The sequence below is a fragment of the Sorangium sp. So ce321 genome (genome assembly GCF_051530195.1).
Taxonomy (GTDB): domain Bacteria; phylum Myxococcota_A; class Polyangia; order Polyangiales; family Polyangiaceae; genus Sorangium.
Window position 1 is genome coordinate 11,995,416 of the sequence record NZ_CP150329.1, and the last position, 25,340, is coordinate 12,020,755.

Consider the following 25,340-nt stretch of genomic DNA (forward strand, 5'->3'; position numbering starts at 1 on the left):
CGCGCGCGCCAGGCAGCACCGAGATGGCGTACCGCGCTTGCTTCTCGACGATCGTCGAGAGCAGGCTGCTCATGACGTCGCGGTGCGGGCATTGACGGTGCGCCTCCTGGCGCGCTCTCCGAGCGCACGGGCCCATCCTGGGGCTCCGTCCTCGCCTGTTCAGGAGCCCTATGGAATTCGATCTCGTCGTTTCACGGGGGACGGTCCTCGATGGCAGCGGCCAACCTCGTTACGTGGCGGACGTGGGGATCCAGAATGGCAAGATCGCGGCGATCGCCGGGCCAGGCGCGCTCGAGGGCGGGCGGACGCTCGACGCCGGCGGCCTCGCTGTCGCGCCCGGCTTCATCGATATCCACTCGCACGTCGACTGGCTCCTCTCGCTGCCGGATCACGAGGAAGTCCTTGCGCCGATGGTCGCCCAGGGCATCACGACCGTCGTGGCGGGCAATTGCGGGCACTCCCCTGCCCCGGTCACCGACGCGTCCATCCCGCTGGTGGAACACGCGGCGGAGATCCTGAAGGACGGAGATCTCGCCTATCCGTGGCGATCGATGGGCGAGCTCCTGAGCGCGCTCGAGGGCGGCGGCCTGCTCGTGAACGCGGCGCTCCTGGTCGGCCACGGCACGCTCCGCCAGGCCGTGATGGGCAACCGCGCCGCCGCCCCGAGCCCGAGGCAGCTGCAGGAGCTCTGCTCGCTGGCGCGCGCATCGCTCCGCGAGGGAGCGTTCGGGCTCTCGGCCGGACTGGCCTATACGCCCGGCGTCTTCTCGCGCAAGGACGAGCTCCTGACCCTGCTGCGGACGGTGGCTGACGAGGGCGGCGTCTTCACGGTCCATGGCCGCGCCTACACGTGGGTGTCGCCCTTCTACAAGCCGCTGCTCTTCGGCCCGCCGCACAACCTCCGCTCCGTCCGCGAGCTGCTCGGCCTCGCCGAGGAGAGCCGCGCGAGGATCCAGCTCTCGCACCAGATCTTCATCGGCCGGCGCACGTGGCCCACGGCTCCCTCGGTGCTCCGCGCGATCGAGCAGGCCGTGGACAGCGGGGTCGACGCCGCGTTCGACGCCTTCCCCTACACGGTCGGCAACACCACGGTGAACGCCCTCTTCCCTGCCTGGGTGCTCGATGACTTCCGCGCCCGCCTCGACGATCCATCCGTGCTTCGCCGGCTCCGGCGAGAGTTCGCGATGTTCCGCCTGCTCCTCGGGCTCGATTACGCCGACATCAGGCTCCTCTGGGGCGGGGCGCCGGAGCTCGAGGCGCTCGAAGGGCTCGATTTCAGGGAGATCGCGGGGCGCCTCCGCAGGAGCGAGTTCGACGCCTACGTGCACGTCGCCCGCGCCAGCGACGGGAAGGCGCGGATCCTCCTGAACACCTACTCCGGCGTCGACGCGCAGGACGAGCCGCTCCGGGCCGTGCTGTCTCACCCGCTCTGCGCCTTCGAGACGGACGCGATCCTCACCCGGCGCGGCCGGCACAACCCCGCGTCGTTCGGCACGTTCCCGCGGGTGCTCGGGCATTACAGCCGGGATCTCGGCCTGTTCCGGCTCGAGGAGGCCGTGCGCCGGATGACGTCGCTGCCGGCCGAGCGGATCGGGCTCCGCGACGTCGGGCGCATCGTGCCTGGACACTGGGCGGATCTCGTCGTGTTCGATCCGGCCACGGTGGCGGACAACACGACGCCGGGGCGGGCTGAAGCGCCGCCTTCGGGGATCCGGGCTGTCCTGATCACGGGCGAGGTGGTGGCGCGGGACGGCGCGCTGACGAGCAAGACGCGGCAGGGGCGCCTGCTGCGCAGATAGACGCTCGGCACGATCGCGACCGTCGCCCGCGCCGTGTGCACGCGCAGCGTCGGCGACTCCGGCGGCCCTCGCGCGGCGCTGGCCGGCTTCGTCGACGTGGACGAGAGCGGGCTCGTCGCCCGGCACGCCATCTACAGCGGGCGCCGCCGCGCTCGACGTGGTAGTCGGCGCTCGGCCGCGAGAGCGCCGCGCGTCACTGGTCGAGCGACGCCGCGGGCCCCACAGGACCGCCTGACATGACGCCGAGCCCGCCCGTCACGCGCAAGAGCCCTGGCTTCCTCGCCCTGATCCTCGGCGCGCTCACCGCGCTCGGTCCCCTCTCGATCGACATGTATCTGCCGAGCCTGCCCGCGTTGCAGCGGGACCTCGGCACCACCGCGTCCGCGGTGCAGCTCACGCTCGCGGTGTACTTCGCGGGCCTCGGGCTGGGGCAGCTCGCCTACGGCCCGCTGACCGACCGGTTCGGCCGCAAGCGACCCCTGTACGTCGGTCTCGCGCTCTACGTGCTCGCGTCGATCGGGTGCGCGCTCGCGCCGAACGTGCAGGCGCTCATCGCGCTCCGCTTCCTGCAGGCCGTGGGCGGCGCCGCGGGGCAGGTCGTGACGCGCGCCGTGGTCCGCGACCTCTACGGCGGTGCCGCCGCCGCGCGGCTGCTCTCGCTGCTCATGCTCGTCATGGGGGCCGCTCCCATCCTGGCGCCCACCCTCGGCGGCTGGTTGCTCCTCGTCGCCGGCTGGCGGGTCATCTTCGCGGTGCTCGCGGCGCTGGGGCTCGGCTGCCTGGCGCTGATGGCCGCCGCGCTCCCCGAGACAGCGGTGGAGCGGACACAGCGGCTCGACATCCGCGTGATCGGCGCGCACCTGCGCGAGCTCGCGCGGGACCACGCCTTCGTCGCGTACACGCTCACGGGCGCCTTCGGTCAGGCGGGCATGTTCGCGTACATCTCGGGCTCGCCGTTCGTGCTCATCGAGCTGTTCCACGTCTCGCCCCAGCACTACGGCTGGATCTTCGGCGCGAACGCGTTCGGCCTCATCGCGAGCGCCCAGGTGAACCACCGGCTGCTCGCGCGTCGCTCGCCGGCGTGGCTGCTCGCGCGGGCCACGGCGGCGACCACCGCGGTGGGCGCGGTCCTCCTCGCCGTGGCGATGAGCGGCTGGGGGGGGATCGCCGCCGTGATCGGGACGCTGTTCGCGTTCGTCGCGAGCATCGGCTTCATCGGCTCCAACGCGACGGCGCTCGCGATGGATGGCCAGGGCGCGCGGGCGGGGCTCGCCTCGGCGGCGCTCGGCTCGATCCAGTTCGCGATCGCGGCCGGCGCCTCGTCGCTCGTCGGCGTCCTGAACGACGGCTCCATGCGGCCGATGGCAGCCATCATGGCGGCCTGCGGCGCCGCCTCGTGGGTCGCTGGCGCGGCGGCCCGCCGGCTCTCCCCCGTCCCCGTCTCCGCTGGAGCGCCCGGATGAGCCGCACCCGCGGCGGCGCCCACCGCGGCGGCGCCCACCGTGGTTGCCCTCCGCGGTTGCCTCAGGGCGCGCCGCTTCCGCTCACAGCGCCGCCGACCGCTCGGCGAGCCACGCCGGGTACCCCTTCGAGTCGGCGGCCTCCAGCCTGAGGTCGGGTTGCTCCGCGAAGACCGCCCGCCCCACCCCGTACAGCGCCTCGAGGAGCGTCTCGGCTGGACCGAACGCTTCGAGCCCCAGCGTCCACACCGCCGGCGCGGCCTTCCCGTTGCGGTCCACGAGAGCGACGCGGGTCAGCTCCACGGCGCACCCGGCCCCGGGATGTCGCCCGCCCGTCACCTCGACGACGCGGCCGCTGACAAGCCCGAACACCCTCACCTGGCGCTCTTTTCTGAGGGTCGTCCACCCGCGCCCGCCGTCGTCGGCGTCCGTGGACCCATGACATAGCTTCGTCCACCGCTCCAGCTCGCCCAGGATCGTGGGAGAGAAGTGGACGGGGCCGAAGGCGCAGACCCGGAACTTGGTCTCCAGGCTGGTCGCCCCGCTGCCGCCGCGCTCCTTGACCCCGAGGTCGGCGCGCTGGACGCGCAGGTAGCGGTCCACGCGTGGGACCTCCGAGGACGCGCGCGAGAACCACGACGTGAGCCGCTGCGCGCGAGCGTCGTCGGCGGGCAAGAACCAGCGGACTTCGATGCTCTCCGAGATGTTCATGGCGTCCTCCTGACCCGTATGCTGGCGGCGCGCGCGCGCCCGTCTCTGGCATACCAGAGGACGGAGGCGCGTGCGGCGTCGGCGCGGCGGAGGCCGGGTCAGGCTGCCCTCGCCCGGAGCGGCTCGGCTCCGGGCAAGCGCTCCTGCGTGCGCGCCGTCTGTGCCGTGCTCAGGCCTTCGACGACGCCCGGAACGAGTCGGTCACGACCTTCTTCGCGAAGTCGATGATCTGCTCCTTGGGGGCGTTCTGGATCGCGTACTTGACCACGTAACCGCCGGCGAGGAGGGTGAGCTGGCGCAGGATTCTCGAGCTCGCGAGCACGCCGATCGCGAACGCCGCTCCGCCGATCGCGATCGGGACGATGTAGGGGACGTCCTTGACCTTGCCCTGGATGTCCTTCGCGAACTTCAGCAGCGAGTCGAGGCTCATCCCGCCGTCGCCGCCCTGCGCCTGCTGCGAGCCGGACTCCTGCGAGCCGGACTCCTGCGAGCCGCCCTCGTAGATCCCGTTCTTGTACCCGCCCGAAGTGTACTGGTCGTTACCGATGGTGGTCATAGCGCTCTACCTCGTCCTGAAAGGATCAGCCTCTGAGATGGCGATAGCTCCCGGCTCTATGCGAAGCACATACCATCTGGAGAACCCGCAGCGGCAGGAGCGAAGCAACGGCCTCATCCCGGGCCGCTCGCTCCAGCGGCAGGGGCGAGCGCGTGCCCGGGCGCCCCGCCGCCCATGGGGCAACTTGGCCACGCGTGGCAAATGATCACGCCTCAAGCGCGCGCTCCCCGTTGCAGCGCGCGAGGAGGGTACGGCGAGGCCGGACGGGGAGCGCGGCGTCCGCGAGGGTGATCGCGACGACGCGATGTCCGGGAAGCGCACGGCCGTACCAGGAGCAGGCTCACCGTGCCGGGTGAGCGAGCCCACGCCCTCTCGGTCTTCAACCAGATCATTGCTGCGGAGGAGGGATGTGGGGGTCGGAGGAGCCGGGCCATGACAGCGAGCAGCACGATGGGGAGCACGCCCGCGGCGCGCTCGAGGGTCGCGGGCGATCGTCCCCGCCTCGGTGGACCATCTCGAGACGTCGCAGACGCTGCCACGCGCGCCTTCGATTCGAGCTCGCTCGGGCCTCTGGATCCGAGCGCTCCGTGGGTGCGATCGCCTCGGGTCGCAGAGCTCTTGGAAGCAGTGTCGTCAGCATGGTCCCGGCTCGGCTGGTGCCGGTCGTCCGCACGCGGCAGCGCCCTTGCCCGACCACCTTTACGCCAGCGACGCAGGATTTCTCGGCGCGAGATGTGATCGCTCCATGCACGCCGCGCGTCTTGCGAGCGCGCTCGAGGGAGCTCACCCCGGCATATGCCTTGCTCTCCCCCGACGCGCATGTCTCTGAGGACGATCCTGTTCGGTCGGCGGCTGGCATCGGATGAGGAGGAGAAGGAGCAGATAGGTCCGCTCTCCGGGATTCCGGTCCTCGGCCTGGACGCGCTGGCCTCTGCGTCGTACGGGCCCGAGGCTGCGCTCACGGTGCTCATTCCCCTCGGCGCGCTCGGCCTCCGCTACATCGTGCCGCTCAGCGCTCTGGTGATCGCGCTGCTCGTAATCGTCTACGTCTCGTACCGCCAGACGATCGTCGCTTACCCGAGCGGCGGCGGCTCGTACATCGTCGCGAAGGAGAACCTCGGCACCAACGCGGGCCTCGTCGCGGCGGCGGCGCTGCTCCTCGATTACGTGCTCAACGTCGCGGTCGCGGTCTCGGCGGGGGTGGGCGCGCTCGTCTCCGCGGTGCCCGCGCTCCTGCCCCACACCCTGGGCCTGTGTCTCGGCGTCCTCGTCCTGCTCACCGCGGCCAACCTGCGCGGGCTCCGCACCGCGGGGCTCGTGTTCATGGCGCCGACGTACGCGTTCCTTGGATGCCTTTTCGCGGTGATCGCGATCGGCATCGGGAAGATGGTCCTCCAGGGAGGGCACCCCGCGCCCGTCGTCGCGCCGCCCTCGCTCCCGACCTCGCTCGGGACCGCGAGCATCGCGCTGCTCTGCCATGCCTTCGCGAGCGGGTGCACCGCGATGACCGGCGTCGAGGCGGTGAGCAACGGCGTCCCCGCGTTTCGCAAGCCGAGCAGCCTGCAGGCCCGCCGGACGCTCTCGTACATCGTCGCTTCGCTGGGCATCCTGCTCGCCGGGATCGCGATCCTCGCGCAGGCCTACGGTGTCACCGCCACCGAGCCCGGCAAGAGCGGCTACCAGAGCATCATCTCTCAGGTGGTGGGCGCGGTCGTGGGGCGCGGCCCGTTCTATTACGTCACCCTGAGCGCCGTCGTCGCGGTGCTCATGCTCTCTGCGAACACCAGCTTCGCCGACTTCCCGCGCCTCTGTCAGCTCCTCGCGATCGACCGCTTCCTGCCCGAGCCCTTCATTCACCGCGGCAGGCGGCTCGCCTTCTCCTACGGCATCGCCGTCCTCGCCGGCCTCTCGGCGCTCCTGCTCATCGTCTTCCAGGGCATCACGGACGCCCTCATCCCGCTCTTCGCGGTGGGCGCCTTCCTCGCCTTCACGATGTCGCAGGCGGGGATGGTCGCGCACTGGAACAGGGTCCGCGGCCCGCGCTCCCGGCTTCATCTCGCGATCAACGCCACCGGCGCCACGGCCACGGCCGCCACGCTCGTCGTCATCATCCTCTCGAAATTCACCGAGGGCGCGTGGGTCTCGACCCTGCTCGTGATCGCTGCCTTCCTCGTCTTCCGCGGCGTGAACAGGCACTACGAGCAGCTCGACGACGCCGTGCGCGCTCACGAGCCGCTCGACCTGACGCCGCCGCCGCCGCCGATCGTGGTGGTCCCGGTCCGGCGCTGGGACCTCGTGGCGCAGAAGGGGCTCCGCTTCGCGCTCCAGCTCTCGCCCGAGGTCTACGCGCTCCAGGTGATCCTCGATGATCCTCGCGTCGAGGACCTGAGCGGCGAGTGGCACGATCTCGTGGAGGAGCCTGCAAAGGCGAAGGGCGTCCCGGCGCCTCGGCTGGTGGTGGTGCGATCGCGCTACCGGCGGCTCTTCAGGCCGCTGCTCCGCTTCATCACCACCATTGCGCGCGCGCACCCCGAGCGGCAGGTGGCGGTCGTCGTGCCGGAGGTGGTCGAGTCACGCTGGTACCATTACCTCCTCCACAACCACACGGCGTCGATCCTCAAATGGCTCCTGCTGTTCCGGGGCGGGAAGAGCGTCGTGATCGTCAACACGCCCTTCTATCTGTACGACACGCCAAAGACTGCCTGACGGTCGTGCGCGGCGGCGCCGCTGGGCCCACCTGGGGGCGCGGGACGAATGACACTACGCGAGCGTTCACGCGCTGTCGGCGCGCTCGAGGAGGACACCGGCGAGGCGGACGGAGAGCGCGGCGACCGCGAGCGCGGCGACGAGGGCGAGCGGACCGAGCCAGGTCATGGCGCGGTCGTGCCATATGAGGCTCGTCATGACCGTGAGCGAGGTCATGGCGTGGCGGCCCTCGAAGAGGTCGGGGCGATAGAGGAACGCGGCCGTCGGCAGGAGCGGGGCGAACCACACAACGAAGGCGATGAGCAGGGCGTGGAACGAGTCGGCGACGCGGACGAAGACCGGGGTCAAAAGCGCGAGCTGGACGACCGAGAGCGCGGTCAGGGCGAGGCTCGCGCCGATGGCGCCGCCGACGGTGACGCTCGCGCCATCGCCGGCGTGCGGGGCGACGGCCAGCGCGCAGGCGATCGCCATGACGGCGCCGGCGACCACGGCCGAAAGGAGGACCGGCCAGACGCGCGCCGCCAGGAAGTCGGACGCGGGCACCGGCTTGCTGAGGAGGAGAGCGAGCTGGCGCTCCTCGCGCGGCCCGACGATCGCGCCGAGCAGGCCGGAGACGCCGGCCAGGAAGGCGATGAGCGAGACCGCCAGGTAGTCATTCGCGAGGAGGACGCCGCCCATGTCCTCGAGATGGAAGGCGCGCTCCATCAGCGCGATCGCCTGGCGCGGCATCCGGGGCAGGAGCGCGTGGGTGCCGGCGACGAGCGCGACGCCGACGGCGGTGGCGAGGAGCGGGCCGCGGCGCGGCGCGTGTCGGGCCTCCAGGAGCCGGTAGTCGCGGAGCGAGGCGGTCGAGGTGGGCACCAGGGGGCTTGCGGGCAGGGGGATGTCTTTCACGGATCACACCTCCATGCGCCGGACCGCGAGGGAGCCGGCGGCGATCGTGAGCGCCGAGAGGGCGCTCAGGGCGAGCATGGGGAGCAGGAGATGCTCGGGCCTCAGCGCGTCGAGGTGCGCGAGCGCCTGGGCGCCGAGGGCGATGGGGTTCACGAGGGAGGCGAGGCGCCAGGCCGGGTTGTAGAAGCCGAGGAGCGCCGTGCCGACCAGCACGAAGAGCGCGAGGAGCGCGACCAGCGCGCCGAGCCCGCGGCGGCCGACCCAGACGGCGATCGCGGCCGACAGGGCCGTGGCGAAGATCGCCGCGAAGAGGTGGACGGACATGGCGGCGAGGAACACGCCCGGGCGGAAGCCCTCGACCTGCCAGGTGAAGTAGAGGGCGCCGAGGAGCTGCGCGGCGACGTGGAGCGTGGCCATCACCGCGCACGCCGAGAGCGCCCGGACGACGAAGTACCGGGGGAGCGAGAGCGGCTTGGCGGCGAGCACGGGGAGCACGCCGGTGTCGCGCTCGCGCACGACGATGCCGCCGGCGAGGACGACGGGGACGACCGCGATGAGCTTGTTCATCGACAGGTCGAGCCAGAGGTAGAGGAACAGGGCGAAGCGGTCCTCCACGCCGAACCAGGCCGACATGGCCTCGCTCATGTGCGCGGGCGGGCGCGCGAACAGGAGCGGCACGCACAGCACGGCGTAAGCGAACATGGCGGCGACGAGCCACACCTTCCGCTCGCGAAGCGAGGCGAGGTAGTCGAGGAAGGCGAAGCGGATCACGCGGCCTCCCGGCGCACGAGCGCGAGGTAGAGCTCGTCCATCGTGGCGGCGCCGTGCGCCCGCCGGAGCGCGTCGAGGGCGTCGCAGGCGATGAGCCGGCCGCGGTGGAGCACGGCGACGCGGCGGCAGAGGGTCTCGACGTCGGAGAGGATGTGCGACGAGAAGAGGATCGTGACGCCGCGCTCGCGGGCGAGCCCGCGGAGCAGCTCGAGGAGCTCGTGGCGGCCGAGCGGGTCGAGGCCGGAGGTGGGCTCGTCGAGGAAGAGGACCTGGGGGTCGTTCACGAGCGCCTGCGCGAGCCCGACCTTCTGGGTCATCCCGGTCGAGAAGCCCCGGAGCTTGCGATCCGCGGCGGCGGCGAGGTCGAACTTGCGGAGGAGCGCCTCGACGCGGGCGCGCGACACGTCGCGCGGCAGCGAGAACATGGCGGCGACGTACTCGAGGAGCTGGCGCGGCGTCATGTCCGGCGGCAGCGCGTAGCTCGCGGGGAGGAAGCCCGCGGCGCGGCGCACGGCGAGGGTGTCGCGCGTGACGTCGTGCCCGAGCACGCGCGCGCTCCCGGCCGTGGGGCGCGTGAGCCCGAGGAGCATGCGCAGGAGGGTGGTCTTGCCGGCGCCATTGTGACCCATGAGCCCGAAGATCTCGCCGGGCTCCACGGTGAAGCGGATATCGGAGGCCGCCTCGACGGGGCCGAACCGCTTGGAGAGACCTGTCACCTCGATCGCTGTCATGGATGACCTCCTCAGGACTGCTTCTGCTGGTGCTGGCGGGCAGCCGCCGTGCTCGCTGGTTGTTCGCCCTGCTCGGGGCGGGACGCGCCCGGGGCGCCGCGCGCGGCGAGGCCCGCGGCGAAGACGTCGACGACCGCGTCGAGCACGCGCTCGCCGGGGAACATGCCCGCGGTCGCGAGGCCGAGCTGCAGCGGGACGAAGCGGAGCGCCGAGAGGACGAAGGGCACGGCGTCGCGATCGACGTCGGCGCGGATCTCGCCGCGCGCGATGCCCTCGTCGACCCACCCGAGGAGTCGATCGACCTCGGCGCGCGCGGCGCGCTCCTCGGCTACGGCGTCCTGGGTCGGGCGGAGCGCGCGGAGCTCGGGATCGTCGCGGAGGAGGCGCGCGAAGAGCGGCTCCTGCGCCATGTACCGGTAGGCGAAGCGGAGCGTCGCCTCGAGGCGCGCGAGGGGTGAGTCGATCCGGGCGATCTCGGCCTCGTAGCGGGCGCGGATCGAGCCGAAGAGCTCGGCGACGACCTCGCGAAGGAGGATCTCCTTGTTCTCGAACTCGAGGTAGAGCGCGCCCTTCGCGCAGCCGACCTCGGCCGCGATCGCGTCGAGCCGCGTGCCCTTGAAGCCGCGGTCGGTGAAGTGCCGCTTCGCGGCGTCGAGGATGCGACGGCGGCGCGTCGGGTCGCGCGGCGCGACGCGGGGGCGGAGGGGAGGGGGTTCGTGGGCCACGGAACTTATATGACTCATATAGTCATTTGGGTCAATTTAAGCTGAACGCTGCGCCGCTGAGGCTGAACCTCCGCCGAGGCTCGACCTCGGTGAGGCGGCGCCAGGCTCAACCTCGGTGAGGCGGCGCCGTCGAGGCAGCGCCGTCGAGGCTCAACCTCGGTGAGGCGGCGCCGTCGAGGCGGCGCCGTCGAGGCTCAACCTCGGTGAGGCGGAGCCGCCGACGCCGCCGACTCAACCTCGGTGAGGTGGAGCCCACCACCGACCCGAGCCCCAACCTCGGTGCGCCGCGACGCCGGCCTCAACCTCGGTGCGCCCCGCCGCCTCAACCTCGGTGCGCCGCAGGCGCCAACCACGGTGCGCGGCGCGGCGCCGCAATCCTGCTCCGGCAGGCACACCGGCGGCGCCGCCGCCTCAACCTCGGTGCGCCGCAGGCGCCAACCACGGTGCGCGGCGCGGCGCCGCAATCCTGCTCCGGCAGGCACACCGGCGGCGCCGGCACCGACCCACGCGTCGCTCTCCTGCACGCGGCGGCGTCAGCCGCCGTGGCGGGTCGCAGGGCTCGGCTCGCGTGCCCTCAGCGTCTCACCACCACGACCGCTCCCTGGCGAGCGAGACGATCGCGGCCGAGAGCTTGTGCGGGTCATGCCGGATGAGCTTGCCCCCGAACAGCAGATCCGCAGGGACGAGCAGGTCGGACGGGAGCGGCCTGTCCGGCGAGGTCACGACCGGCTCGGAACCGGTGGAGGCGTACTCCCGGAGGCTGGCCGAGGGCCACACATCGTTGAACAGCACCGCGTCGAGCCGCGCCTCCCCGAGGTACATCGCGATGGTCCCCACGAAATCCTCGACCGTGTAGCCGGGCGTCTCGTTCGCCTTCGTCATCAGGTTGCACACGTACAGCGCGCGGGCGCGGCTCGCCGCGATGGCCTCGCGCACCCCTTTGACGAGGAGGTTCGGCACGAGGCTCGTGTAGAGATCGCCCGGCCCGAGGATGATGAGATCGGCGTCCGCGATCGCCTCGAGCGCCGCCGGATAGGCCTGCGCCTCGGGGTCCAGATAGACCGACAGCACGGGCGCATCGAGCATGTCGGAGAGGTTGTCAATCGACGCTTCCCCGCGGATGGTCCGGTCGTTCTCGAGGTGCATCACCAGATCGACATGGTCCATCGTGACCGGGAGGACGCGGTTCTTGACCGAGAAGATCTCGTGCAGGCGCTCGACCGTGAGGGGCAGCGAGCCCGTGATCTCCTGCACCGCGGTGAAGATGAGGTTGCGCAGCGTGTGCCCGCCGAGGCTCCCCGAGCGGAAGCGGTGGCTGAGCAGCTCCTTCAGCGCCTCCGGGTGCTCGGACAGCGCGACGAGGCAACGCGTGAAGTCGCCCGGGGGCAAGAGCCCGTACTCGTCCCGGAGCCTGCCGGAGCTCCCGCCCGAGTCCATCATGGTCACGATCGCGGTGATCTGGGCGCTCAGGTCGCGCAGGCCCGTGAGGAGCGTGTAATGGCCCGTCCCCCCTCCCACGGTCACGATCTTCGGCGTCGCCATGGTGGAGCAGGGTACCATGACGAGCGCGGCCGACGCCGGCCGTCACGCCGCCGAGATCTCGACGCGCGGGCGCGGCACGCACTTCGCGAGGCGGCTCGAAGCGACCGCGTGGTAGGCCGGCGCGATCTCGGCGCTGTAGCAGCGCCTGCCCGCGGCGAAGGCCGCCACCGCCACCGAGCAGAGCCCGCCGAACGGCTCCCAGACGACGTCGCCCGGATCGGACGACGCCCGGATGATGCGATCGAGCAGCTTGAGCGGCTTCTGGTTGCCGTGGACCGAGCGGGTCGCCTCCTTGAAGCGCTCGGGGCCGCGCACCGCAGGCTCCTGCCACACGTTGGTCACCCCGATCTCGCAATGGAACTTCGCCCGCAGGCAGGACCATTCATGGCCGGTCAGCGGCCGCTTGCCGTCGATCGAGAAGTAGGGTCGCCCCTCGGGGCGGCCGTGCGTGTTCGCGAACGCGACGATCTGCTCGAACGCCGAGGCCGGCGGGTAATACCAGAGATGGCAGCGCGTGAAATACTTCCGCGTGGCGGCGTTCTTCACGCCGCACGCCTCGTTCGTGTGGCGCAGCGGCAGCCCGGAGCGCTCCCACTCGTGCCGCAGCCATTCCTTGAGGGGCAGCCGCGCGCCGCCGGCCTGCAGCAGGACCTTGCGCACATACTGCACGCACACCTCGCTCACCACCGGGAACTTGCGCAGCGTCCGGGTGTTCGCGTTTCCCGCGACGTGGGCGATCCCCTTGTCCCAGACATGGCAGCTCCGGTAGTCCCAGCCGTGCTGCACGAGGAGCGGGTGCACGGTCGCCCAGCCGATCTCCGTCCCCCAGAACCAGAGGGTCGCCGACGGCAAGGCGCGCTCCGACCAGGCGGCGACGTGGGGCGCATACCACGCGTCGAGCCCCTCGTGTGTCGGCGGATCGCCGGGAAACCCGGCGACGCCATAGGCGCCGTCGGAGACAATCACCGTGGGCCTCGGCCAGGAGGCATAGTGATCCAGCGAGTCGCCGAGCGTCAGGACGGGGCGGAGGTCGGTCGATGCGCACTTCGCGAGGGGCACGCGGCCATCCAATCGAATTGCGCGGATCTGTCAACAAAACGGCGGAGATCGGCGACCCGTGCGGCGGAGCGCTGGCGGGGCGCCGCAGCGGCGCGGGCGCTCGCTACCCCCTGCCCTCCGGGTAGAGGTGCTCGACGAGGGACTCGGCGAGGTCCTCATAGAGCTCGCCCTCTCCTTCCATCCTCCGGAAGTGGTCCTCTGCCTGGTCGTACACGTAGCGCACGGTCGTGGGGGGCTGGCCGTGCTTCTCCGCGGTCATCACCATCGCGCCGATGTCGCGCTGCCACTCGACCGCGATCTCGGCGTTGCGCGGCGGGCGCTGCAGGCGGAACTTCCCGGCGCTGTCGCGCCACACACGGAGGCCGGGCATCGCGTTCTCGCCGGTGAGATCGCGCGCCAGCCGCTCGATCATCTTCAAGCCCTGGCGGTTCAGGAGCGCCTCCCCCGAGGGGGTGATCTTCTCCTGAAGTGTCTTCGCGAGCGCCTGGAGCTTTTGCCGACCGCGTTCTTCCGACATTGCAAGAACGTACCACATCGACGCACCCCCCGTCGACGCCAGGGCACGACGTCACTCTGGACAGCTGCTCCGCGGCCTCACCGGCCGTGATCGCCGCGGTCGCCGCCGCGCCGCGCCGCGCGCCCCCCGTGGGCGACGGCGCGCGGCTCTACGAAGACGTGAGTCGGAGGTCACCCGGCGGAGACAGACTGTGGAAATGCAGGGAATGATGTTCGATGAGAATCGAGCGGAACCGACTGGAGCTGAGTAGAGCTGAGCGGAGCTGAGCGGAATCGTCGGGACCGCGCCGAGACCGTGTGCTGCTCTCGCGTCGGTCATTGTAGAGGCCGTGCGACCGGCGTATGTTCGGTAGCTTGGTGCGCGACTTCGCTTCACCGGAGCTCCGCCGAGACGCACGCGGAGCCGCCGGCATTGGATGTGACCAGCCCACGCGGAGCCATCGAATCCATACGGGAGGAAACCATGAATGCAATGAAGCGCATGAGCCCACGATCCGTTGTTCACGCGCTCCCGGCCGTCGTACTGGCGGGGATAGGCCTGCTCGCGCCGCGCTCAGCACAGGCTCAGTCATCAGAGGAGCCCAACCATCTCTACTGGGCCGATACCCTCGTGAACCACATCGCACCGGAGGACAACGAATACGGCAGCGGCACGAGCTATGTTTACTGGGCCGGCATCGGAGGGGCCACGGCCTACCGTAGCCGCAGCTTCTGTACGTCGTTCGTCACGTACGTCCTCCGGCAGGCCTATCAGCTCTCCGCGTACGACATCAACACGTGGTTCGGCAGCATGAGCCCCAACGCCATCCTGTACCACGACAGGATCATCGAGGAGGTCGGCTTCGAGCAGATCCTCGCGGTGCCCCAGATCGAGGCAGGCGATATCCTCGCGATCGAGTACCCGGCGGGGAGCACGGCCACCGGGCACGTCGCCATCGCGGCGGGCGCCGCGGTGCCGCGCGCGGCGACCTACCCGCTCATCGCGGGGACGATCCAGTACGATCTCCCCGTCCTCGACTCGAGCACGACGGGACACGGGGTGGTGGACACCCGGCGCAAAGCGGACGGCACCTGGCACCCGGGCGTCGGGAGGGGCGTCATGCGCCTCTATGCAAACATCAACGGCTCGCTCGTAGGACACACCTGGAGCACGCAACCGGGATCGACCTATTACGCGAAGCAGGTGCGCGATATCGTCGTCGGCAGGATCACCGAGCCATATATCGCGCTGCCCCTGCCGGAATAGCGGCGCGGCCTGCCCTTCGGGCCCGCTCTAACGCGAGCGCGCCCCCTCCGCGAGGCGCGCCACGCGCCGGACCGCCGGCGCGCACTCCAGCAGATCCGCCTCGACATCGAGGCCGTCGAGCATTGCCTCCGTCGCGGTGACGCCGGGCAGCTTGACGTCCGGCACCCACGCCTCGACGCTCATCAGCTCTCCGCCGACGACCTCCGCCGAGCGCGTCAGCACCCGGCCCGCGTGCAGGCAAAGGTTCACGTGCACCCGCGCGTCGCGCCCCTTGCGCTGGCAGAGCTCGCGCTCGAGCAGCAGGGCGACCTCCACGATCTCCCGTCGCGCCGCCCGCTCCGACGGCACCGCGGCGGCGAGCTCCCGGAAGAAGAGCAGGGTATTGCCCGTCTCCATCGCCGCGCCGAAGCCCCTCGCCGACAGGAAGCGCGACGCGAGCGGCAGGACTTCGTCCATGTCGGCGAGCAGCGCGTCGTCAGGGTCCTCCATCGCGCCGCAGTCCGCGTACACCTCGACGTGGATCGCGCCGACCCGGCGCTCCTCCGGGCTCCCGGGCGGCGGCGCGGAGCTCCTGCGCGCCGCGGCAACGGCGGCGCGGAGCCCCTCGATGAACTCCCCCGCGGTCTGGTACCGCGCGGCGGGATCTTTCGCCATCGCGCGGAGCACCACGCCGTCGAGCTCGGGGCCGACGGGCGCCTCGCGGCTCGGGCTCGGCGGGTGTACCCAGAGGTGCATGTGCAGGAGCGTCGCGAGCGTCGAGTCGAGGAACGGGAGCTTGCCTGTCAGCATGTAATAGGCGAGCGCGCCGAGGGCATACACGTCCGTCCTCGCGTCCGCCTGCTGCCCCCGGATCTGCTCGGGCGCCATGCACGCCGGCGTGCCGAGCAGGTGAGTGGGCGTCGTGATGCCCGGCCCCGCGTCGTCGAGGACCTTGGCCACGCCGAAATCGAGGAGGACCACGCGCGGACGACAGCCCCCGTCGGCGATGAACACGTTGGATGCCTTGATATCGCGGTGCACGATCGAGCTCTTGTGGACCGCCGACAGCGCCTCGCAGACGGGCTCCAGGATGTCGAGCGCTTCCTCCGGGGAGAGCCGTCCGTGGGAGATGATATACGACTGGAGATCGACCCCGCCGAGGAGCTCCATCGCGAAGAACGGCCGGCCCCCGTCGCTCTCGCCGAAATCGAGGATGCGGATCACGTTGGGATGGTCGATCCGCCGGATCGCCTGGATCTCGCGCTCGAAGCGCACGACCGCCTCGCGCGTGAACACGAGCTCCGGGTGGAGCACCTTGATCGCCGCGGGCTCGCCGCTCTCGGCGTGCACGGCGCGGTAGACGACGCCGAAGCTCCCGTGAGCGATGCTCTGCTCGACGACGTAGTCGCCCACCCGGCTGCCCACGGGGAGCGTCTGCGGGCGACCCGAAGAAGCGGGCGACCCGCACGTGTCCACGTAGAGGAGCTCCCCAGCGGCGGTGTCGTCGCACGCGGTGCCGAGCGCGGCGCTCCTATCCGACAAGGCTCGCGGAGGCGCATCGCCTTGCGTCAGGACCACTGAGCGAACGGTCTCTTGCCACACCCTTGCGGAATAAGCACACCCCGTTCCATCGCGGTCGATCAGGTGGATGAGGTCCTCGTCCGGGGCGTCGGACGGGCTAAGCTCTCGCTCAAGGAGGCAGCTTGCCCCGCTGTCCGGTCTGCCATCGCCGCGTCGCCGGCGCGAAGCCCTGCCCTCGCGACGCCTGGCTCCCGCCGAACCGCCCCCCCGACGCGACGCTGGATCCCGCCCCATCGCTGCCCGGGTTGACGCCCTTGCGGCAGATCGGCGCGGGCGGCTTCGCGACGGTGTGGGAAGCGGCGCGCGCGGGCGGCGGCGAGCCCGTCGCGCTCAAGGTGGGGCGGTGGGCGAGCCCGCTCATGGTGGAGCGGTTCCGGCGCGACGCGGAGGCGCTCGAGCAGGTGGGGCCGCCGCACGTGCCCCGGCTGCACGAGCGCGGGACGCTCGACGATGGGCGGCCCTTCATCGCCATGGAGCTCATCCGCGGCAGGACGCTCGCCGACGTGCTCGCGGAGCTCGAGGCCCCGCCGGCCCCCGCCGACGCCGTGGCGACGGGCGCCGCCATCCTCGACGCGCTCGCGGCGGCGCACGCGAAGAGCGTGATCCACCGCGATCTCAAGCCGGAGAACCTCCTCGTCGCGGAGGGGGGCCAGCGGCTCGCGCTCCTCGACTTCGGCCTGACGAAGCACGCGCGCGCGCAGGAGGACGAGGGCATCACGCCCCGCGGGACGGTCGTCGGCACCCCGGAGTACATGGCCCCGGAGCAGATCCGCGGCGATCCGATCCAGGACGAGCGCACGGACATCTACGCGTTCGGCGTGCTCCTCTACGAGCTCCTGACGCTGCGGCTCCCGTTCGCCGGCGACCGGGGCGACATCGAGCACGGGCACCTCGCGCTCCGCCCGCCTCGCCCCCGCGAGTTCGCCGCGGTGCCCGAGGAGCTGGAGAAGCTCGTCCTCGCCTGCCTCGCGAAGGAGCCCGAGCGCCGCCCGCCCGACGTCGCCGCGCTGCGGGGCGCGCTCGTCCGGGCTTGCCCGCTCGACGCGCAGCGCGCGCCGGACGCGCAGCCCGCGCGCGGCGCGCTGCTCGCCGAGGGCCGGCAGCCCGCGGTCGTGCTCGTCGCAGAGGCGAGGAGCGCGTCCGCGGTCGTGATGAGCGCCGTGGCCGCGCGCAAGGGCTTCGTGGCGAGGCAGCGCGGGGGCCGGCTCGTGTGCGTGTTCTCTGGCGTCGACGCGGACGACCCGGTGAGCGCCGCGATCGCGGTCGCCCGGGAGATCGAGGAGCGGTACGCGGGGCGCGCGGCCGTGCACGTCGCCGGGCTGATCGTGCGCCGCAAGGAGCAGGGGCCGCCCGCGGTCTACGGCGCGCCGGTGGAGCAGCCGGACGCCTGGATGCCCCCTGGGGACTGGGGCGGCGTCGCGCTCACCGCGGACCTCGTGCGCGCCCTGCCGGAGAGCGAGCTCCGCGGCGTCTCGCGCGATCCCGCGCTCTCGCACGCGCCCGGCGCGGCGTTTTACCGGCTCCCGCCGCGCTCGCATCACCCCCCGACCCCCGTGAGCGCCGTGCCGCTCGTCGGGCGCGACGAGATCCTCGGCGCGCTCGCGGTGAGCATGGAGGCGAGCCTGTCGAGCGCGAGCCCCGGCCTGTTCACGCTGATCGGCGAGGAGGGCCTCGGCAAGTCGCGCCTCGCGGACGAGGCGGCCCTGCTCGTGCTGCGCATGCAGGAGCGGGCGCAGGTCATCGCGCTGCGCGCGGCGCAGCCGCTCGCGGGCGCGCGCGCGTCGAGCGAGCTCCTCGCGCGCGCGCTCGAGGTGGAGGGCGGCGCTCCGCCCGACGATCCGCGGGCGTTCTGCGCGGCGCGGCTCGGCGAGGAGCTCGCCGAGGAGGTGTGGAGGGCGGTGGCCGCGGCGCTCGGGTGGATGCCGCCGGAGCAGGCCGGCGCGTCGCCCTGGTCGCTGCGGCAGAGCACGATGCGCGCGATCGCCGAGGCGCTCCGGCGCCGCGCGCGCGAGGCGCCGGTCGCGGTCATCCTCGACGACGCGCACTGGGCCGACGACGCGGCGCTCGACGCGCTCGAGTTCGCGACGCTCGACGCGCCGGGCTGCCCGCTCTGGGTGCTCGTGGCGGCGCACCCGAGGTTCGAGGACATGCGCCGGAGCTGGGGCGCGCGCGCCGAGCGGCACGATCGCGCGGCGCTCGGGCGGCTCTCGGAGCAGGACGCGATGCGGCTCGCCGCCGAGCTCCTCCTGCCGGCGGAATACCCGCCCGAGGCCGCGCTCCGGCAGCTCGCGGGCTGGTCCGGGTACAACCCCTCCTGCCTCACCGAGATCGTCCGTGCGCTGAAGCGCGCGGGCGCGGTCCAGAAGCGCCCGACCGGGACCTTCTACGTGGCGACCGCCGCGCTCGACCAGCTCCCGCCGCTGCCGGTGTGGCAGTGGCTGGCCGCGCGCCGGCTCGACACGCTCTCACCCGAGCTCTCGGCCTGCGTGAGGCTCTGCGTCGTGCTCGGGCCCGACGTCACGCGCGAGGAGGTGGAGGAGATCCAGGACGCGATCGAGCGGACGGGCGGCGCGAGCACGCCGATGGACGCCGGGGTCGGCCTGGGCGCGCTGTGCGGGCTGGGCCTGCTCGTGCGCGGCGAGCGCGGGATCTACGCGTTCGAGAGCGCGACGTTCCGGGATGCGGTCTACGACGCGCTCGCGCCCGCGCAGCGCCAGAAGATCCACGCGCACGCGTTCGCGTGGTGGCGAGCGCGCGTGGATCCTCGCGCCCCGGACCGGCGGGGGCTCGAGCACCTGGCGCGGCACGCGACCGCGTGCGGCGAGCGCGCGGAGGCGGCCGCGGCCCACCTCGCGCTGGGCGACCGGGCGGCGGCGCGCCACGACAACGTCGAGGCCGATCAGCGGTACACGGCCGCGCTCGCGCTGCTCGACGAGGGCGACGCGCGCCGGCGCGCCCACGCGCTCGCCGGCCGCGGCAAGGCGCGCTACTGCCTGCACCGGATCCTCGAGGCCCTCGCGGATCTCGCGCTCGCGCGGGGGCTCGCGCGCGAGCTCGGCGACGGCCGGCTCACCGCCGAGCTCCTGTTCGAGGAGGCGACGGCGCTCGATCACGCGACCGACTACGCTGAGTCGGCGAGGCGCGCGCTCGAGGCCAGAGCGATCGTCGAGCGCCTCGGGGACCGGACGCTGGAGAACCGCCTGCTCATGGCGCTCGGCCGCTCGTGCTGGCGGCAGCAGCGGGTGGCGGAGGCGATCGAGCTGCTGGACCGCGCCTCGGCCGGGGCGGCGGCGGAGGGCGACCAGGAGACGCGGGTCATCGCGCTGTTGCTCCTGGCGATGGCGCTGGTGATCGCGGGCCGGCTCGACGAAGCGGAGGCGCGCTTCTGCGAGGTGATCGCGCTCTCCAAGGAGATGAAGGATCGGCTGCACCTCTGCTCGGCGTACGCGAACCGCGCCTACCTGTGGGCTGCCCTGAGCGCGCCCGAGCGCGGGCTCCAGGACCTGAGCCGCGCCGTGGAGCTCGCGCGCGAGATCGGCAACCCTGGGCCCGAGCATGTGGCGACGCACAACCTCGCCGAGCTGCTGCACTGGTGCGGTCGCGAGGACGAGGCGCTCGCGCTCGCGCGCCGCTCGCGCGTGCTCGACGAGCGCTTCGGCGAGCGCGCGGCGCCCGACGACGCGCTCCTCATCGCGCGCATCCAGGCGGCGCGCGGGGAGCTCCGGGAGGCGGCGCGCCTCGTCGCCTGGGTCGCCGACGAGTGCAGCCCCGACGCCTCCGCGCCGGCGTTGTACGCGCTGTTCCGCATGCTGAAGCTGGTGCTCGCGGCGGAGGGCCTCGGGCCCGCCTCGGACGGGGGGGACCAGGAGGACAGCTGGGAAGCGCTCACGGACTTCGCGGAGCGCAGCCTGCCGGTGGAGGAGCTGCTCGAGGTGCTCTACTTCCGCGCGCGCCTGGCCGCCTCCGCCGGGCGTCACAAGGATGCGCTGGCGGTGCTCGACAAAGCGAGGCCCGTGCTGGCCGCCTGCCGCATGTGGCAGCCTCGCTTCGAGGCGCTCGCGGCGTTCCTGCCCCTGCCTTCCGAGCCCCCGGACGACGGTGCGCTGGGTGGCGGTCAGATGCAGCGAGAGTAGCGAAAACTGCGCTGGGGTGCGCACCTGGGCCCCGGTGCAAATCGCCTCAGCGTGGCGAGAGCGTGTCGCGGTGCTTGAGCCTCGATGGGACGCTCGCGAATGAGAATTTTCGAGAGAATCACGCAATGTACTGGGGGTTGAATCGAGGGGCCGTCGGGGCGTAGCATTTTGCCTCAGCCCTGCCGAGCTCAACCTGTGTACGGCCGAGCTCGATCTCAGCTCGAGCTCAACCTGGTACCGGGTCAGGCTCAACCTGGTACCGGGTGAGGGTCCACGGCGGTGCGGCGCGCAGCGGCGGCCGGCCGGGCGGCTTTGGGCGGAGCTCGGCCGAGCTCAACCTCGGTGCGGGCTCGAGTTCAACCTCGGTGCGGTTGGGCCAGTTCAACCTCGGTGCGGTTGGGCCTGAGCTGAGGCGGGCGTAGTCAGGCGTGGCCCGACGATTGCAAGAATCATGGGAAACCCCACGGCACTCGAAAAGAGAGGCGACCCATGACATCCAACGCGCTCCGGACCGTCCTTGCGATTCCCTGCCTTGCATTGTTCGGCTGTGCTTCCAGCGCGGATCCGAGCTCCGAGGAGCCCGTGGGCACCTCGGAGGAGGCGGTTGTCTCGTCGAACCGCCTCTCGATGAACCGCCTCTCGATGAACCGTCTCTCCATGAACGGCCTCTCGATGAACCGCCTGTCGGTGGACGGACGCAAGCTGGCCACGACAGACCTGCTGCTGGACGCGGACGGCCGTGAGCTCCTTCGCTACACCGTCGGGTGCGCGCTTCCCGAGGGGCAGTCCCTCGTCGGCACTGTGGACTCGACGACGTACCGGTTCGATGGCCGGATCGGCCTCGCGCCCGACTGGCTTCGCGGCGCGCTCACCGAGAGATCCCAGCGCTGGGTGACGGCGTGCCTGCTCGCGCATGTGAACGGGTATGGCATCGAGGTGGCCATCTCACTGCGCGGCCGTAATCCAGCGCTGGCTGCGGACAGCGCGGAGCTCCGCACCTACCAGCAGGAGGAGATCTCCTTCTTTGGCAATGTGTTCCAGCCGCTCGAGAAGCGTGATGAGCTCGGCGACGTCGGCTCGCGAATGTACTCGTGCGGCGGCTCCTTGCTCCAGATGTCGTGTGCTGACAACGAGAGCGCCTTCGTGCCGGAGCGCACGTGCGCCTCCCGCACCGACTGCAGCCTCCGCTTCCTGGGCGCGTGTCGCGACCTTTCGGGCTCGACGACCAGCGTGTGCAAGAACGTCTCGCTCGAAGGTTATGCGGCCTGCGAGGCCCCCTCGAGCACCACGTCGATCAAGTCCAAGGCGACCCGCTACGACGAGGTCGTCACGGTGTTTCTGCAGCGGCCTGACTTCTCCGCGTTCTATCCGCTCTGCACGCCGCTGTTCCCCTGAGCGCGCCCGCCTGCACCAGGCGGGCAGCCGTCGAGCCACCAGGTTGGCCCGTCCCGAGCTCCGCTCTCCCCGACCACGGCGAGCTCCTGTAAGCCGGCGAGCGTTCGTCCTGGTTGTGCGCTCCGGGCACCTGCGATCGGGCACACCGCCAGCCACTGCGTCGGCTGACGCCGCATAGGGGCATACAGGTTGCAAACATCTCGCCCCGGTCCCACGGCGCGTAGGTCAGGAGGGCGAATGAAGGCTCTGGTATTTCACAGCCCGAAGCATGTCAGCGTGGACACCGTCGACAGCCCGACCCTGGTTCGGGCGACCGACGCGATCGTGCGGGTGACGAGCACGGCCATCTGCGGTTCGGATCTGCATATCTACAACGGGCTTGTTCCGCAGGGAAAGCCGCTGGTCCTCGGGCACGAGTTCATGGGCATCGTCGAGGAGGTGGGGAGCGACGTGAGGAAGCTCCGCCCGGGGGATCGGGTGTTCGTGCCCTTCGCCATCGCGTGCGGGAGCTGCTTTTTCTGCGAGCGGGACCTGCCTGGACACTGCGAGCGCTCGAACCCGGGACACTACGGCCCGGAAGGGAACGTCATCAGCTCGAAGGGGGGTGGGCTCTTCGGGTATACCGACCTTTACGGCGGATACGCTGGCGGACAGGCAGAGTATGTTCGCGTACCGTTCGCGGACGTGGGGCCGCGCAAGGTCGACGCCGACGTGACCGACGAGCAGGTCCTGTTCTTGACGGATATCCTTCCTACCGGCTACACCGCGATTGACTGGGCTGGCATGCAGGGCGGGGAGACGGTGGCCGTCATCGGCTGCGGTCCGGTGGGGATCATGGCCATGAAGTGCGCCTGGCTCCGCGGCGCAGCGCGCGTGATCGGCGTCGACCGGGAGGAGTACAGGCTGGAAAAAGCGCGTGAGGTCGCCTCGGCCGAGACCGTCAACGTGGAATCAGGCGTCGCGCTCGAGTTCATCCGGTCGGCGACGAACGGCCGCGGCGCCGACATCTGCATCGATGCAGTCGGGATGGAGGCGCACCGGACGCCGCTCGAGAAGATCTCCAACATGGTTCACGGTCAGATCGGCTCTTTCGTGGCGTTCAAGCTGGCGGTGAGCGCAGTTCGCCGCGGCGGGGTCGTCAGCGTCGTCGGCGTGTACGGAATGCCGTACGACAACTTTCCGCTCGGGCAGCTCTTCGACAAAGGCGTGACGGTGCGCTTCGGCCAGGCTCCGGTCCACAAGCACGTGGACAAGCTCTTCGGGTGGATCAAGGAGGGCAAGCTCCGCGCCGACGACATCATCACGCATCGGCTGCCGCTCGCCGAGGCAGCTCGGGGGTACGACATCTTCAACGCGAAGAAAGAAGGCTGCGTGAAGGTCGTGCTCAAGCCGTGAATGCTCGGCGGGAGCATAGACTCGCGAGCGGAGTGAGCTGCGCCGCGAACCGCCGCCTGATTATCGAGGCGTCGCTGTCCGGCCGCGGTGGTCTTCGCTCGGCTCTCCGCGCGCCAGCTGGACCGCCCTAGAGCACGCGCGCCGCGTCGTTGACGTCCACGTGGTGGAACACGCGCATCCACCACGTTTCCACCGGGAATAAGACGCCACGCAGCCCCGCACGCCATCGTTCGAGCGCGTCGCGGTACGCCGTGCGAAACGCACGTACAGCCGCAGCCGCGGCTCTCCGCGCATCTGCGTTCCCTCTACCCACCGCGAAGGTTGGATTGATGCGACCTGACGGCTCGAAGCTGGTTGCACGCTCGCCAGGCGAGACCATGCACACTCGCTCGGGGCCAAGGAAGCGGTAGCCTTTCCGATGAATCGTGGAGCGGGCCTCCGCTTCCTGTCGTCCGAGCTCCGCAGCCACCTCGCGTCGGAAGTCGTCCGCGCCATGCTCCGCGACGGTGGGCGGGAGCGTGAGCGCAATGGCGGCTTCCTCGGGCCATGCTGGGTTGCTCGGGTCGAAGTAGACGTCGGGACGCCTCGCCCGCAGCACGCCACGACCGAGCTCGCCGACGAGGACCTTCGCTCCTGGCCACTGCCGCGCACGTTTCACGAGCCCCGCCCCCACCGGATTCGCGAGCGTATAGGAGATCTTCTCCACGACCGCGGCTCGTGTCACAAGCCGCACCACGCTCGTTGCCTCGTGGCCCCATACCGGGCCGTCCCAGGCCCGGAGGGCCTTGGTGCCCAGCGCGACGAGGCGGTGAAAGTACTGCAGAAATCGCGGAAGCACGCCGTCGACGTCCGTGACGACGATGTGCAGGTGCGTGGACATGGCGCATAACGCGTGCACACGAATGCCGTAACGATTCGCCGAGACAGCGAGCACGTAGACGATCAATTGTGTAATGGCGGCATCCGGACGAAAGAGGAGATGCCGACGGAGCGCGCGTCGCGTGAGGAGATACGTGGCACCGGCGACGATGGCGCGAGGCTGGCTCATACCCGCCGGCCATGCCAGGTGTGTGCCGGGGCTGGTCGTGAATGATTTCGATGAGTTAGCTTCCTCATCGAGCTGGCGGCCGCCACTTTCCGCTGGCGGCCGCCAGCGCCAGGCGAGTCCCCTCTGCAGCGCCGGTACCGCACGAGCAATACCCTCACGGTACGCTCGATCCCCCGCTCATCGGATAGGCGTTTTCAGGGAAGGCAGGTCGTGACGGCGGCCACCGTCGAATCACACCGCGATTTGGACCCAATTTGGACCCAACGTCGGTCGGAGCTTCAGGCAGACCCAACGTCGGTCGGAGCTTCAGGCAACCTGGGTCGGGTTCCAACAACAAGGTCCTCACGTTGGATCCTCCGTTTCCGGTTGACATCTGGCACGGCACATGGATCAACCAAATTACGCGCGTTCATGGTTGTCGCCCTCGTGCGATGCTCTCGCCCGCCATGCTGCTGGAGAACCTCCATGCACCGAACCCTCCTCGCCCAAGGCCTCGTGCTGTCGCTCTCGCCGTTCGGGTGCTCTACCAGCCCGGAAACCCCTGAGGCCTACGGCAAGGCGGTCGTCACCGTGAACGGGGAGGAGCTGGTCCTTGACACGGGTGATGACGGCAAGCGGCCTGTCCCAAGATTGGACGACAGCTGGGACGTTGACTGCTCTCTCCTTAATGGGGAAACCAATGTGGAGTTGGTCGACCAGTCGAAGGGCAGGAGGGGCTTCTACTACCTCGATCTCCATCTGCTCAGCAGCAAACGCAAAGCCGGCGACGCTGCTGTCGTGAACATGCGAATGTACGTCGACGATGATCTTTTCTCTGGCTCTTGTCCGGCCACGCTCCGGACGGCGCGGCTGGCGCCGCACGAATGCGATTTCTCCTTCTCAGACTGCGATTTGAATCTGGTCGAAAGTGCCCAGGACGTTGTCCCAGCGCACCTCGAGCTCGCGTCATTTCACTTGAAGTGGTGCTTCGTCCAGTGAGAGGGCGGACCGCTGTGTGCGCGGCGAGCGCTCCCCCCCGGCGCGCCGGCGCTCGGGGGCAAAGCAGCGCCGCCCCTGCTGGTCCCCCCGCAGCGCACGAGGCGAGCGCGCCGCG

At 71.0% G+C, this 25,340-nt stretch carries 19 protein-coding genes; 8 read left to right on the top strand and 11 right to left on the bottom strand.

The window, feature by feature from the left end; all coding sequences use genetic code 11:
- The first annotated feature begins 170 nt into the window (after positions 1 to 170).
- Together WME89_RS44530 and WME89_RS44535 are read left to right on the top strand one after the other, a co-directional pair.
- Positions 171 to 1,799 (top strand): N-acyl-D-amino-acid deacylase family protein, encoded by a 1,629-nt coding sequence (locus tag WME89_RS44530; protein WP_438005638.1) that lies wholly within the window; start codon positions 171 to 173, stop codon positions 1,797 to 1,799.
- A 236-nt stretch (positions 1,800 to 2,035) separates the two neighbouring features.
- Positions 2,036 to 3,262 (top strand): Bcr/CflA family multidrug efflux MFS transporter, encoded by a 1,227-nt coding sequence (locus WME89_RS44535; protein ID WP_438005639.1) that lies wholly within the window; start codon positions 2,036 to 2,038, stop codon positions 3,260 to 3,262.
- An 81-nt stretch (positions 3,263 to 3,343) separates the two neighbouring features.
- Here the strand turns inward: WME89_RS44535 and WME89_RS44540 are convergent, their stop codons facing one another.
- Positions 3,344 to 3,970: a hypothetical protein gene (locus tag WME89_RS44540; RefSeq protein WP_438005640.1), complete on the bottom strand. Its 627-nt coding sequence runs from the start codon at positions 3,968 to 3,970 to the stop codon at positions 3,344 to 3,346.
- A 169-nt stretch (positions 3,971 to 4,139) separates the two neighbouring features.
- Positions 4,140 to 4,526, bottom strand: coding sequence for a hypothetical protein (locus WME89_RS44545; protein ID WP_437620889.1), 387 nt, complete (start codon positions 4,524 to 4,526; stop codon positions 4,140 to 4,142).
- An 819-nt stretch (positions 4,527 to 5,345) separates the two neighbouring features.
- Between WME89_RS44545 and WME89_RS44550 the strand changes: the two genes are divergently transcribed.
- Complete coding sequence (locus tag WME89_RS44550) at positions 5,346 to 7,232, top strand: APC family permease (RefSeq protein WP_438005641.1); 1,887 nt, start codon at positions 5,346 to 5,348, stop codon at positions 7,230 to 7,232.
- Positions 7,233 to 7,298: 66 nt separating this feature from the next.
- Here WME89_RS44550 and WME89_RS44555 read toward each other — a convergent pair whose 3' ends face one another.
- From WME89_RS44555 to WME89_RS44585, 7 genes are all read right to left on the bottom strand, one after another.
- Positions 7,299 to 8,126, bottom strand: a complete 828-nt coding sequence (locus tag WME89_RS44555) for a hypothetical protein (RefSeq protein ID WP_438005642.1) — start codon at positions 8,124 to 8,126, stop codon at positions 7,299 to 7,301.
- Between the two features lie 3 nt (positions 8,127 to 8,129).
- Positions 8,130 to 8,897, bottom strand: coding sequence for a hypothetical protein (locus tag WME89_RS44560; RefSeq protein ID WP_438005643.1), 768 nt, complete (start codon positions 8,895 to 8,897; stop codon positions 8,130 to 8,132).
- The gene (locus WME89_RS44565) at positions 8,894 to 9,628 is read right to left on the bottom strand and encodes an ABC transporter ATP-binding protein (RefSeq protein ID WP_438005644.1); all 735 of its coding nucleotides are present in this window, start codon (positions 9,626 to 9,628) and stop codon (positions 8,894 to 8,896) included. The genes WME89_RS44560 and WME89_RS44565 overlap by 4 nt, the downstream gene beginning before the upstream one ends.
- A gap of 11 nt (positions 9,629 to 9,639) precedes the next feature.
- A complete protein-coding gene (locus WME89_RS44570) occupies positions 9,640 to 10,353 on the bottom strand; it encodes a TetR/AcrR family transcriptional regulator (RefSeq protein ID WP_438005645.1) in 714 nt (237 codons plus the stop codon).
- 582 nt (positions 10,354 to 10,935) lie between these two features.
- Entirely contained in the window at positions 10,936 to 11,895 is a 960-nt protein-coding gene (locus tag WME89_RS44575) for a gluconeogenesis factor YvcK family protein (RefSeq protein WP_437620895.1), read from the bottom strand.
- A 42-nt stretch (positions 11,896 to 11,937) separates the two neighbouring features.
- Complete coding sequence (locus WME89_RS44580; protein ID WP_438012051.1) at positions 11,938 to 12,696, bottom strand: DNA methyltransferase; 759 nt, start codon at positions 12,694 to 12,696, stop codon at positions 11,938 to 11,940.
- Positions 12,697 to 13,057: 361 nt separating this feature from the next.
- Complete coding sequence (locus tag WME89_RS44585) at positions 13,058 to 13,471, bottom strand: hypothetical protein (RefSeq protein WP_438005646.1); 414 nt, start codon at positions 13,469 to 13,471, stop codon at positions 13,058 to 13,060.
- 609 nt (positions 13,472 to 14,080) lie between these two features.
- On the opposite strand from WME89_RS44585, the gene WME89_RS44590 reads away from it, so the two are divergent.
- Entirely contained in the window at positions 14,081 to 14,716 is a 636-nt protein-coding gene (locus WME89_RS44590; RefSeq protein WP_438005647.1) for a hypothetical protein, read from the top strand.
- Positions 14,717 to 14,743: 27 nt separating this feature from the next.
- Here the strand turns inward: WME89_RS44590 and WME89_RS44595 are convergent, their stop codons facing one another.
- Positions 14,744 to 16,237, bottom strand: a complete 1,494-nt coding sequence (locus WME89_RS44595; RefSeq protein WP_438005648.1) for a serine/threonine-protein kinase — start codon at positions 16,235 to 16,237, stop codon at positions 14,744 to 14,746.
- Positions 16,238 to 16,398: 161 nt separating this feature from the next.
- Here WME89_RS44595 and WME89_RS44600 point away from each other — a divergent pair, with 161 nt between their 5' ends.
- The 3 genes from WME89_RS44600 to WME89_RS44610 all read left to right on the top strand — a co-directional run bounded on the left by WME89_RS44600 (position 16,399) and on the right by WME89_RS44610 (position 23,199).
- Positions 16,399 to 20,409 (top strand): protein kinase domain-containing protein, encoded by a 4,011-nt coding sequence (locus tag WME89_RS44600; RefSeq protein ID WP_438005649.1) that lies wholly within the window; start codon positions 16,399 to 16,401, stop codon positions 20,407 to 20,409.
- Between the two features lie 489 nt (positions 20,410 to 20,898).
- Positions 20,899 to 21,804: a hypothetical protein gene (locus WME89_RS44605; RefSeq protein ID WP_438005650.1), complete on the top strand. Its 906-nt coding sequence runs from the start codon at positions 20,899 to 20,901 to the stop codon at positions 21,802 to 21,804.
- Positions 21,805 to 22,041: 237 nt separating this feature from the next.
- A complete protein-coding gene (locus WME89_RS44610) occupies positions 22,042 to 23,199 on the top strand; it encodes an alcohol dehydrogenase catalytic domain-containing protein (RefSeq protein ID WP_438005651.1) in 1,158 nt (385 codons plus the stop codon).
- A gap of 127 nt (positions 23,200 to 23,326) precedes the next feature.
- Here WME89_RS44610 and WME89_RS44615 read toward each other — a convergent pair whose 3' ends face one another.
- The gene (locus WME89_RS44615; RefSeq protein ID WP_438005652.1) at positions 23,327 to 24,247 is read right to left on the bottom strand and encodes a transposase; all 921 of its coding nucleotides are present in this window, start codon (positions 24,245 to 24,247) and stop codon (positions 23,327 to 23,329) included.
- Positions 24,248 to 24,712: 465 nt separating this feature from the next.
- On the opposite strand from WME89_RS44615, the gene WME89_RS44620 reads away from it, so the two are divergent.
- Entirely contained in the window at positions 24,713 to 25,225 is a 513-nt protein-coding gene (locus WME89_RS44620) for a hypothetical protein (protein WP_437620903.1), read from the top strand.
- Positions 25,226 to 25,340: the final 115 nt, after the last annotated feature.

What these genes read in the sequence shown, in the direction of transcription:
- WME89_RS44530 (WP_438005638.1), top strand. Translation starts at nt 171, where the DNA reads ATGGAATTCGATCTCGTCGTTTCACGGGGGACGGTCCTCGATGGCAGC.
- WME89_RS44535 (WP_438005639.1), top strand. Translation starts at nt 2,036, where the DNA reads ATGACGCCGAGCCCGCCCGTCACGCGCAAGAGCCCTGGCTTCCTCGCC.
- WME89_RS44540 (WP_438005640.1), bottom strand. Translation starts at nt 3,970, where the DNA reads ATGAACATCTCGGAGAGCATCGAAGTCCGCTGGTTCTTGCCCGCCGAC.
- WME89_RS44545 (WP_437620889.1), bottom strand. Translation starts at nt 4,526, where the DNA reads ATGACCACCATCGGTAACGACCAGTACACTTCGGGCGGGTACAAGAAC.
- WME89_RS44550 (WP_438005641.1), top strand. Translation starts at nt 5,346, where the DNA reads ATGTCTCTGAGGACGATCCTGTTCGGTCGGCGGCTGGCATCGGATGAG.
- WME89_RS44565 (WP_438005644.1), bottom strand. Translation starts at nt 9,628, where the DNA reads ATGACAGCGATCGAGGTGACAGGTCTCTCCAAGCGGTTCGGCCCCGTC.
- WME89_RS44575 (WP_437620895.1), bottom strand. Translation starts at nt 11,895, where the DNA reads ATGGCGACGCCGAAGATCGTGACCGTGGGAGGGGGGACGGGCCATTAC.
- WME89_RS44585 (WP_438005646.1), bottom strand. Translation starts at nt 13,471, where the DNA reads ATGTCGGAAGAACGCGGTCGGCAAAAGCTCCAGGCGCTCGCGAAGACA.
- WME89_RS44605 (WP_438005650.1), top strand. Translation starts at nt 20,899, where the DNA reads ATGACATCCAACGCGCTCCGGACCGTCCTTGCGATTCCCTGCCTTGCA.
- WME89_RS44610 (WP_438005651.1), top strand. Translation starts at nt 22,042, where the DNA reads ATGAAGGCTCTGGTATTTCACAGCCCGAAGCATGTCAGCGTGGACACC.
- WME89_RS44615 (WP_438005652.1), bottom strand. Translation starts at nt 24,247, where the DNA reads ATGAGCCAGCCTCGCGCCATCGTCGCCGGTGCCACGTATCTCCTCACG.
- WME89_RS44620 (WP_437620903.1), top strand. Translation starts at nt 24,713, where the DNA reads ATGCACCGAACCCTCCTCGCCCAAGGCCTCGTGCTGTCGCTCTCGCCG.